This window comes from Nostoc sp. CCY0012 (assembly GCF_963920855.1).
GTDB lineage: Bacteria > Cyanobacteriota > Cyanobacteriia > Cyanobacteriales > Nostocaceae > Cyanocohniella.
Map to the genome: position 1 here is coordinate 40,703 of NZ_CAWUDM010000045.1, position 10,844 is coordinate 51,546.

Here is a 10,844-nt window from a genome sequence, read left to right on the forward strand (position 1 = left end):
AGTTTATGAAAAAACTCTTACTTTTTGCTGAACAGGCATTTACAGTTGCTGTCTTACTGATTTATTCAGGGGCAATATTAACTCTTGTCCTCTCAGGAGGGATGCAAGAAAATGAAGTTGTTGAGTTTGATAGTTCATTAATTAGAGTTATTAATTTATTCATTTATGTAGTTACCTTCGTATTATTAGTTTTGCGTTGGAAAAAAACTCTCTATGTCTTTAGTAAAGACCGTTGGATTTTTCCTTTAATCATGCTTGCGGCTATTTCAGTCATTTGGTCTTTTGAGCCTGGTACAACAATTAAAGATAGTGTTACACTGATTGGTTCCAGTTTATTTGGAGTTTATTTAGCTGCCCGCTACACTTTAAAACAACAATTACAGTTGTTGGGTTGGACATTTGGCATTGCTGTAATATTGAGTTTCATATTTGCTATAGCTTTACCCTCATACGGTATTATGGGCGGTATTCATCAAGGAAGGTGGCGCGGAGTCTTCCTACACAAAAATGGACTGGGGGCAAAAATGGTCAATAGTGGGATCGTTTTTCTCCTTTTAGGTTATCAAAGTAAAAAGCATAGTTGGCTCATGTGGGGTGGGTTGAGTTTATCAATCCTACTTTTAGTGCTTGCAGATTCAACTTCATCTGTTGTCAATCTCTTAGTCCTGGTATTCGCATTTTTTGTTTTTCGGACTTTTCGTTGGCCATACATAGTGATGATACCAACGCAAATGATGTTGATAACCATGAGTCAGGCTTTTTCTTTTTGGTTGAGTGATAATGCCGATGTCTTATTTGCTTCAATTGGTAGAGATGCGACACTTACTGGTCGGGCAGATTTATGGCCATTTGTGATGGAAATGATTTGGCAACAACCTTGGTTTGGTTATGGTTACGGTGGATTCTGGCAAGGTTTCAATGGAGAATCGGCATATGTGTGGCGAGCAGTCGGATGGACACCAACTCATCCCCATAATGGGTTTTTAGCACTGTGGCTGGATTTAGGCCTGTTAGGATTAGTTTTATTCTTTATAGGATTCTGGCGTAGTTGCCGCCACGCATTTACTTGGGTACGTAGTAGTAAAACAGCAGCAGATATTTTGCCTGCTATCCATCTTACTTATATAGCCACATTCAATTTGACTGAATCCGCATTATTGGACTCAAACACTATTGTTTGGGTACTCTACATTGCCTTGGTTTTATCATTGCCTATAATTCCTAAAAACCAAGAAAAATTAATAACTTAAATTAGAGAAAATAGGGATATGGAAACAAGAAATATAATAAATAAATTAAGAATTAAATGAAAAAAAAAGAAAAAATGCGAATTTTAATGCTCGGAGAAAGCCTAAAAAATCAAGGAGGAATAGTTTCAGTTGAAAAGCTAATAATCAAACAAGCTCCTACTGATGTGCAAATTAACCATATATCAACTTTACCCAAGGGGTCTGCATTCATCAAAGTCTTAGTATTTTTTCAAGCTTTAGTATTATTATGTTGGCAATTATTAAAAAAAGAAGCTGACATTGTTCATATTCACGTCTCAGAACGAGGTAGTGCTTGGCGCCAGTCAATCACAACTTTAATTGCTTGGTTACTGCAAAAACCAGTCATTCTTCACACCCATAGTGCTGATTTCCATGTATTTTACTCAAATATACCCAGAATATTCCAAGCAGTATTAAGATGGGCATTTTGTAAATCTACACGTTTTATTGTTTTATCAGATAGTTGGAAAAAATTCTACGTCGATAATCTGGGATTAAACCCAAATCAAGTAGTTGTATTACCTAACCCAGTTAAACTTCCGGTAGAAGTACCGCCAAGAACAAATTCTCAAAAAGTAGATTTCTTGTTTTTAGGCCGAATTGGTGAACGCAAAGGAGCATTTGATTTAATTGAGGCTTTCGCGGAGATTCCTCATGAACAAAGACAAAATTTAGAGTTAACTATGGCGGGAGATGGAGATGGTAAAAGAGCTAGAGATTTAGTCAAAAAGCTGAATTTAAGTAACCAAATTACTATTTTAGATTGGGTAAATGAACAAGAAAGAGATGCACTTTTAAAAAAAGCTGATGTTTTTGTTTTACCTTCATACAATGAAGGGTTACCAATGGCATTACTTGAAGCTATGAGTTGGGGATTACCTGTGATTACTACACCAGTTGGGGGTATTCCAGAGCTAGTAACTCCTGATCAAAATGGGTTACTAGTGAAACCAGGAAATATTAAAGAATTATCAATCGCAATGCAGACTTTGGTTGCGAATCAAGAACTAAGGCAGAAAATAGGTGATAACGCCAGGGAAAGTATCCAACCGTTTGATGTAGATAAATATTTAATTTATCTGTTTAAAATTTATCATTCAGTGATGATTTAATTTACATATTTTTCAGCTATAGAGGTACAAAATGGAAAGATTTTCTGAAATAAAAATATTAGATACAAAATTTCATAAATTAACAGTCAATGACTTAATAAATTACATCGTAGCCAGTGGAAAAATCGAGCAAAAAAGAACTATCGCTAATGTCAATGTGCGAGGAATCAACTTTGCATATGAGTTACCTTGGTATCGGGATTTTATAAACAATGCTGATTTAGTATTTTGCGATGGATTTGGTGTATCACTGGGAGCAAAAATTTTGGGATACCAAATAGAACCCGCACATCGCATGACTTGTCCCGATTATATAGAAACTTTAGCTTTAGCTTGTGAGCAACAGAATGTTTCGTTATTTTTGCTGGCTGGTAAACCAGGAGTAACAGATAAAGCAATTAGCAAGTTGCTGGAAATAGCTCCTAATTTACGCATAGAAGGACATCACGGTTATTTTGAAAAATCTGGAGCAGAAGAGGAAGCTGTAATTGAGAAAATTAATAAATTTAAGCCAGATGTTTTATATATCGGCTTTGGTATGCCATTACAGGAACGCTGGATTCAAGATAACTTCCATAAAATTGACACGCGTGTGTTTTTACCTCTAGGAGCATGTCTAGATTTCTATACTGAATCTGTCTATCGTGGGCCGCGTTGGCTAACTGATAATGGTTTTGAGTGGTTAACCCGCTTAATTGTTGAGCCTAATCGTCTTTGGAAACGTTATGTTGTAGGCAATCCACTATTCTTTTATCGTGTATTCAAACAACGAATTACTCAAGCAATATTAGTAAAGCGCTAAGGTAATACTCTGCTTTGTTAAGAAAGTTAATTTTTGGGTTTGATTAATAATAATGCAATACATCTGGGGAGGTGTTTTACGATGATATCAAGCGTTTGTGCTACATCCATTTGTTATTAATAACTGATTTACATATATTGAGAATAAGGATTATTTATCATGCAGCAAATTGTAATAATATTCTCTCATCAGATGCAAATCTAGAAATGAATGTGATTCTATTAATGCTCTTGATCATACTACCAAAGACTGATAAGATCCTATTCATACTTTCTGTGTTGTTTATATTTCTTGAGATACAGCAATACAAACAAGCAGCAATTAACAAAACAGGTCAAGCAAATACACACATCGAAAAATTCTCAGTTTTGCAACCTAGTTAGTCAACACTATTGTTAAGTCCCATCAGTGCATTTATGGTTGCAGTATTACTTGAAATTCTCTTCTAAATAAAATCTAATTTTTTTGTTGCCAACCCTTACTTGTAAAGGAAAACTTATGTCAAATTCAGAAAGATTTGTGGAATCAAAAGAGTCTATTGATTTAGACTTGGGCCATTACTTATTAACGGTGAAACGGCGCTGGATATTAGTCTTACTCATTTTGGCAGGTACAGTTGGACTCAGTGTTTTAGCCACAACATTCATGAAACCCTCTTATGAGGCAGAAGGAAAACTCTTCTTCCGGATGCCTTCTTTTAAAACAGTAGGTAATAATTTGTTGCCTAGTCAAGCAGAAGGACAAGAAGCAGGTGATTTGAGATCTTTGCTCGCCACTCAAAATCCCATCAGTACTCAAATGCAAGTCATTTCTTCTCCTTCTTTTTTGCAGCAGGTAATAGACAAGTTACAACTCAAGAATGACGAAGGTGAACCACTAGAAGCAAAAGAGCTAGAGAGATCCCTGGATCTAAAAATTGTGGGTGGCACAGATGTGTTGCAAATTAACTACAGCAGTCGTCAACCTGACGAAGCAGCAGCAGTAATCAACACAATCATGGATCTCTATCTCCAAAACGATATTCTCATCAATCGTTCTGAGGCAGAAGCAACTCGTGACTTTATGTCCCAACAGCTGCCTCAAAGTCGAGCTGCTCTGAATAAGGCAGAAGAAGAGTTACGCATATTTAGACAGAAGTACAACATTGCAGACTTACCGGAAGAAACAAGGACATCTGTGGGACTGATTAGCAATCTCAATAACGAGATTAATACTGTTCAGGCGCAATTAGCTGAGGTAAATGCTCAAACTAATGAACTACGGCAGAAAGTGGCGCTAAATTCCCAGGAAGCGATCGTTGTGAGTACGCTGAGTCAGTCACCGGCTGTGCAGGGAGTGCTAACACAACTTCAAGAAACGGAACTACAGTTGGCGAATGAGCGTAGTCGTTTCCAAGATGAAAACCCGGTAGTAGTTGGACTAGTAGCCAGAAGAGCTAGTTTACAAAATCTCTTACAACAGCAAATTGCCCAGACTGTTGGTAGTCAAACCAATGTTCCGCCCAGACTATTACAGATTGGAGAACTCAGACAAAACTTGATCCAAAATTTGCTGCAATCAGAAGTGCAGCGCTCTGGACTGAGCCAAAGAGTTGCTTCTTTGTACAATTCACGCTCTACCTACGAGCAGCGTTTGAGAAACATACCCCAATTAGTACAAACTCAGCGGGATTTAGAGCGGAAAGTTACAGTTGCAGAAACTACCTATCAAAATTTGTTGCAAAAAGTTCAACAATTAGAGGTAGCAGAAAATAGAACTACACCCAATGCTCGGATTATTGCTCAGGCTTTAGTTCCCACAGAGCCAGCATTAGGGAAAAAACTGATTGTTTTGGCTTTGGGATTGATGTCAGGGATATTTTTATCCACTACAGCCGTTCTCTTCCTAGAGCTGAGAGATAAATCACTCAAAACAACGAAGGAAGTCAGAGAGGTATTTAACTATACACCGTTGGGAATGCTTCCTTTGTTACCGAGTAAGGCTAACTCCCGTCATCGTGATCCAGAATCAATTACCCCTGAGATTGCTGTTAGAGATATGCCATACTCTTTAACTAGCGAAATGTACCGGATGATTCAAGCCAATCTGAAATTCCTCAGTTCAGATAAGGATGTGAAAACAATTGTAGTCGCCAGTGCAGTTCCCAAAGAAGGTAAGTCTACAGTCTCAGCTAATCTAGCTGCTGCGATCGCTCAACTAGGACGAAAAGTTTTATTAATTGATGCAGATATGCGAGTTCCTTCTCAGCATCATCTCTGGCAACTAACCAATGCCGCAGGTTTGAGTGAGGTGCTTGTAGGACAGGCTGAATTCCGCACAGCGGTGAATACAGTTATGGATCACCTGGATGTCTTAACTGCTGGAGTTAGACCACCTAACCCACTGGCTTTACTTGAATCTAAGCACATGGCATCACTAATTCAAGAGTTTGCTTCCAAATACGACTGTGTAATTATCGATGCTCCTCCCTTGCTGCTTGCGGCTGACGCTTTAACTTTAAATCGCATGTCCGATGGGATGTTGTTAGTATCTAGACCAGAGGTAATTGATTATAATAGTGCTGTTGCCGCCCAAGAGATGCTAGACAGAGCCAATCACAACGTTTTAGGTTTAGTTGTCAATGGAATCATTGAGAAAAACGAATCTAGCAGTTATTTTTATCATGCAAAAGAATACTTCCCTCACGAAAGGTTAAGCAAAAAAGATGTGGCGTTGCAAAAACGTTAACTCTTGTCACAACCTTTTCTCTTTCAGGGGAAAGGTTCAAAAAATCGGCGTTGCATATTTTCTGGATGATTTTAATTTTATTGGGGACGGGCTTCTCGCCTGTCCCTTGTCTTTTGGGGCGTTTACGAAATTCACCCCATAAAATTCATCCCTAAATTCAGCAACGCCAAACAATCAACTTTTACTAAAGAAATGAGGAATCAGTATCAGGTTGCTTTCTTTGCCTAACATTAAGTGCCATAGACTTTAAATGTAGGCATCAGCTTTGCCGAAGGGCAATTTGATCAACCAATAGGTTAGTTGTGCTTAATTCTGATATTCATACGCCCCGATATCATATCCTTTACCGGACGGACGACGATTGCCAGCAAAATCAGTTTTTACGGCACTAAAGTTAGTACCTTTATCGATAGCTGGACTATTCGCCTTAAGTCGAAAATCATTGTTCGATAGATTGACAAATTGCGGATCAGCGACAATATCGTTAGCCCCTCGCACAACTATGTTGCCACCATTAGCGTAGATATTGTGGTCGTAAGTGATGTTGGAACTTCTAGAGTTACCGTTCATTCTCTTACCAGGAAAGGAGTAGAAAATATTGTTCAAAATTTTGACATCAGATGACTCAGCAGCAAATATTTGTCCACCGCTGAGTTCTGGGCTTTGGTTATTCAAAACAGCAGTATTGTGGACAATATCGACATTATCACTTAAAAATGCATGAATGCCTGAACCTCCATTTTTGTATGTGACATTGTTGGCAACCAAAGTGCGGCCTCGATATCTACCCAAATTGGAGCCGTTCTGAGTATTTCTGGAGTCATCGATAATGATGCCATTACCATCAGTAATAGTTCCGGTGGCAATCCACTGAATATTTTGGCGATTATTGTAAGTCTTGTTGTTGGTGACAATCATCTTGTAACCCTGAGTATTACTATCAGAGTTCCAGTTTTGCCACATAGAAATGCCGCTATTGGCATATACAGAGTACCAGGCATTGTTGTATACCTCGTTGCCATCTATGGTTATGTAGTCAGATTGAATGATGTTAATCCCACCACCACCACAGTTATGTACCTTGTTGTTGAGAATACGGATGTGACGCGAACGACCATTTTTGCGCCCATCTGCGGTGATACAATTGCCGTTTGTTAGTGGGTTACCACCGTTATATCTTTGGCTTCTGGCATAATCAAGGCTGATATTGGCATTGTTTCCTTCTACTTCCAGCCCATTGATTTCGATATAAGAAGCGCCTCTATCAATCTCAATTCCGTGCCAAGCATTGTGTTTAATCTTCGGTGAATGTCCAGGATGCGCTTTATAAGTAATCCAGGCATTTGCATTTCCAGACCGGGTAATATATACCACTTGACCAGGGTTAGAATTTCTGTATTCTCCGTTCATGATCAGTACCGTATCTCCTGGCTGAGTCAGGTTTGCTGCCTTTTGAATTGTTCTAAAAGCAGACGATGCCGAACGTCCGTTATTGTTGTCGTTGCCACTACCACTGACATAGTATGTTGTTCCCGAATTCATACTAATCAACTTGGATTCCTCTACCCTTTCTTGATGATTGGATAACGGATGATTACTGGTTGTTAAAGTTGGTTTTTGTGCTGCACCTATAACACCTAATACCCAAGGAAGTACAAGAAATGCACGCAAACTCAAACTTTTCATTCCTAGTGGAAACAGAATTTTCATCAATAATTTGTGTCTAAGATTACCTTAAAGAATCGCTTTTGCGACTTCCTGTGGAATTATCGCACTTTTTGGTAATCCTATCACTTCATATAAGAAATTCCTGATCCTGCTGTAATTTATCATAGAATAAATTGGCAATTATCATCATGAAAATACCCAATAAAAGCAGCAGAAACCCCACTAGTAACATCCTAAAAATTAGCAGAATTTCAGGATGTTATTCATTTCAATTACTAGGGCAACTAGGTGTAGGGTTATTTGGAGTAGTAGGATTTGTGGGAGTATTTGAATGCTGATATTCGTATGCCCCGATATCATATCCTTTACCGGACGGACGAGGTTTGCCAGCAAAATCAGTTTTTACGGCACTAAAGTTAGTACCTTTATCGATAGCTGGACTATTCGCCTTAAGTCGAAAATCATTGTTCGATAGATTGACAAATTGCGGATCAGCGACAATATCGTTAGCCCCTCGCACAACTATGTTGCCACCATTAGCGTAGATATTGTGGTCGTAAGTGATGTTGGTACTTCTGGAGTTACCATTCATTCTCTTACCAGGAAAAGCATAAAAGATGTTGTTCAAAACTTTGACATCGGATGAATCAGCTGCAAATATTTGTCCCCCATTCAGTTCTGGACTTTGGTTATTTAAAACAGCAGTGTTGTTGATAATATCAACATGATCACTCTCATAAGTATGAATACCTGAACCACCGTTTTTGTATGTGACATTGTTGGCAACCAAAGTGCGACCTCGATATTTACCCAAGGTGGAGCCGTTCTGAGTATTTCTAGAATCATCGATAATAATGCCATTACCATCAGTGATTTTACCAACTGCTAACCATTCAATGTTCTGACGATTGTTGTAAGTCTTATTGTTGGTCACAATCATCTTGTAATCTGTGGTGTTGTTATCAGAGTTCCAATTTTGCCACATAGAAATGCCGCTGTTGGCATATACAGAGTACCAGGCATTATTAAATATTTCGTTGCCATCCACTGTTATATAGTCCGATTGAATGACTGAAACACCACCACCACCGCAGTTATGTATCTTGTTGTTAAGAATGCGGATGTGACGAGAACGACCATTTTTGCGCCCATCTAGGGTGATGCAGTTCCCGTTTGTTAGTGGGTTACCACCGTTTTTTTTCTGACTTTTAGCGTAATCAAGGGTGATGTTGGCATTGTTTCCTTCTACTTCCAACCCATTGATTTCGATATAAGAAGCGCCTTTATCAATTTCAATTCCGTGCCAAGCATTGTGTTTAATCTTCGGTGAATGTCCAGGATGCGCTTTATAAGTAATCCAGGCATTTGCATTTCCAGACCGGGTAATATATACCACTTGACCAGGGTTAGAATTTCTGTATTCTCCGTTCATGATCAGTACCGTATCTCCTGGCTGAGTCAGGTTTGCTGCCTTTTGAATTGTTCTAAAAGCAGACGATGCCGAACGTCCGTTATTGTTGTCGTTGCCACTACCACTGACATAGTATGTTGTTCCCGAATTTATACTGATTAGCTGAGATTCTTTCTTTACCGTTGCTTCATAATTAGATGAAGGTTCTGTTAATGCCGCCAAGGGTGTTTTTTGTACCTCCCCAACACTACCTAACATCCAGGGCAGTACAAGGAACGCCCGTAAAGTAATACTTTTGACTACCATAACAAACACTTTTTTCATCAAACTGCAATCCAAAGATAGTTTGAAGAACTATGGGTGCCATCAGTGACATCACGAAGTCCTAAGATTGTTAGATAGTAAATATTATAGAAAAATGATGTAAAAATTAGAACTACTTGCGTGACGTGCTTATACAGAGATGCAATAAAGTTGAGTTCGAGAATACAATGGCGTAAAGTTGCTGTCATCAGCAATTACACTCTCCACACCTCAATTGTTTTGTAAAGGTCGATTACATAAAAACGTTATGTACTCAGAGTGAACATTCAAGCTAGATATAGTAATACTTGTAGCCGATTTGTAGAACTAATTATTTTTTATGTCAATGTCCCGAATGCTGAGATAATTAAGCCACAAATAGAGACTACAAGTAAAAATTGGTTAAATAGCAACTGTATCGCTTCAACATATAATCTCTAATAACACCATATGAAATTCAGTGAAATTATCAGTAAACTGGACGCCACTACCGACAATAGTCTGACAACTCCGCAAAGTTGCGATCCAGCAATTATAGGGTTAGCCGCCTTAGATGAAGCTCAACCTGGTAATCTCAGTTACGTAGAAGGCGCAAAATTTGCATCTTTTGTCAAGACAACAAATGCCAGCGCCTTAATTTTGCCTTTGGACAAAACATTACAATCACAAGCACAAGAACGCGGTATAGCTTGGATAGCTACACCCGACCCCAAGCTGATGTTTGCCCAGGCGATCGCCCTCTTCTACCAGCCATATCGCCCCAGCCCAGAAATTCATCCCACGGCTGTGATTCACCCCACAGCAAAACTAGGCAATGATGTTTATATTGGCCCCCATGCAGTAATTCAGCAAAATGTAGAAATTGGTAATCATGCCATAATTCATCCCAATGTGGTGATTTATCCCGATGCCAAAATCGGCGATCGCACCACCTTACACGCTAACTGCACCATACATGAGCGCACACTTATCGGAGCAGATTGTGTAATTCATAGTGGATCTGTTATCGGTGCAGAAGGTTTTGGCTTTGTGCCTACCCGTACTGGTTGGTTAAAAATGGAACAATCTGGCTACACTGTCTTAGAAGATGGTGTAGAAGTAGGCTGCAACAGTGCCATTGACCGCCCAGCCGTAGGGGAAACAAGAGTAGGTCGTCGTACAGTAATTGATAACATGGTACAGATAGGACACGGCTGCCAAATTGGTGCAGGATGTGCCATCGCCGGTCAAGCGGGTATGGCAGGAGGCGTCAAAATTGGTAATCGCGTCATCCTCGCTGGACAAACAGGAATTGCCAATCAAGTGAAAATTGGTGATGGGGCGATCGCATCCGCTAAAGCCGGGATTCATAGTGATGTTGCACCAGGGGAAATCGTCTCCGGGGTGCCAGCAATACCCCACAAACTATATCTGAAGGTATCTGCTATTTATAATCGCTTGCCAGAAATGTATCTATCCTTCAAGCAATTGCAACGCCAGTTAGGGAAGAAGTGATTGGGACTGGGGAAGAGGCAGGAAGAGGCAGGGGGGCAGGGGGCAGGGAGCAGGGG

General features: G+C 39.5%; 7 protein-coding genes. 5 read left to right on the plus strand and 2 right to left on the minus strand.

From position 1 onward, the window contains the following. Nucleotides 1-5: 5 nt before the first annotated feature. The 4 genes from ACM0OS_RS14885 (at nt 6) to ACM0OS_RS14900 (ending at nt 5,912) form a co-directional block, all read left to right on the plus strand. Nucleotides 6-1,250, plus strand: coding sequence for an O-antigen ligase family protein (locus ACM0OS_RS14885; protein ID WP_414543963.1), 1,245 nt, complete (start codon nt 6-8; stop codon nt 1,248-1,250). A gap of 56 nt (nt 1,251-1,306) precedes the next feature. Continuing rightward, nucleotides 1,307-2,383: a glycosyltransferase family 4 protein gene (locus ACM0OS_RS14890; protein WP_414543964.1), complete on the plus strand. Its 1,077-nt coding sequence runs from the start codon at nt 1,307-1,309 to the stop codon at nt 2,381-2,383. Nucleotides 2,384-2,414: 31 nt separating this feature from the next. Next, nucleotides 2,415-3,185: a WecB/TagA/CpsF family glycosyltransferase gene (locus ACM0OS_RS14895; protein WP_414543965.1), complete on the plus strand. Its 771-nt coding sequence runs from the start codon at nt 2,415-2,417 to the stop codon at nt 3,183-3,185. 498 nt (nt 3,186-3,683) lie between these two features. Continuing rightward, on the plus strand, nt 3,684-5,912 hold the full coding sequence (locus ACM0OS_RS14900) for a GumC family protein (protein WP_414543966.1): 2,229 nt from the start codon (nt 3,684-3,686) through the stop codon (nt 5,910-5,912). A gap of 306 nt (nt 5,913-6,218) precedes the next feature. On the opposite strand, the gene ACM0OS_RS14905 is transcribed toward ACM0OS_RS14900, so the two are convergent. Beyond that, the gene (locus ACM0OS_RS14905; RefSeq protein WP_414543967.1) at nt 6,219-7,622 is read right to left on the minus strand and encodes a choice-of-anchor Q domain-containing protein; all 1,404 of its coding nucleotides are present in this window, start codon (nt 7,620-7,622) and stop codon (nt 6,219-6,221) included. Between the two features lie 226 nt (nt 7,623-7,848). Next, nucleotides 7,849-9,315, minus strand: coding sequence for a choice-of-anchor Q domain-containing protein (locus ACM0OS_RS14910; protein WP_414543968.1), 1,467 nt, complete (start codon nt 9,313-9,315; stop codon nt 7,849-7,851). Between the two features lie 429 nt (nt 9,316-9,744). Between ACM0OS_RS14910 and lpxD the strand changes: the two genes are divergently transcribed. Then, nucleotides 9,745-10,788 carry a UDP-3-O-(3-hydroxymyristoyl)glucosamine N-acyltransferase gene (gene lpxD, locus ACM0OS_RS14915; protein WP_414543969.1) on the plus strand — a complete coding sequence of 348 codons (1,044 nt, stop codon included), beginning with the start codon at nt 9,745-9,747 and terminating at the stop codon, nt 10,786-10,788. Nucleotides 10,789-10,844: the final 56 nt, after the last annotated feature.

Bases quoted from the DNA above. Each gene is read 5' to 3' on its own strand.
- ACM0OS_RS14910 (WP_414543968.1), bottom strand. From the start codon at position 9,315: ATGAAAAAAGTGTTTGTTATGGTAGTCAAAAGTATTACTTTACGGGCG.
- ACM0OS_RS14890 (WP_414543964.1), top strand. From the start codon at position 1,307: ATGAAAAAAAAAGAAAAAATGCGAATTTTAATGCTCGGAGAAAGCCTA.
- ACM0OS_RS14885 (WP_414543963.1), top strand. From the start codon at position 6: ATGAAAAAACTCTTACTTTTTGCTGAACAGGCATTTACAGTTGCTGTC.
- ACM0OS_RS14895 (WP_414543965.1), top strand. From the start codon at position 2,415: ATGGAAAGATTTTCTGAAATAAAAATATTAGATACAAAATTTCATAAA.
- ACM0OS_RS14905 (WP_414543967.1), bottom strand. From the start codon at position 7,622: ATGAAAATTCTGTTTCCACTAGGAATGAAAAGTTTGAGTTTGCGTGCA.
- ACM0OS_RS14900 (WP_414543966.1), top strand. From the start codon at position 3,684: ATGTCAAATTCAGAAAGATTTGTGGAATCAAAAGAGTCTATTGATTTA.
- lpxD (WP_414543969.1), top strand. From the start codon at position 9,745: ATGAAATTCAGTGAAATTATCAGTAAACTGGACGCCACTACCGACAAT.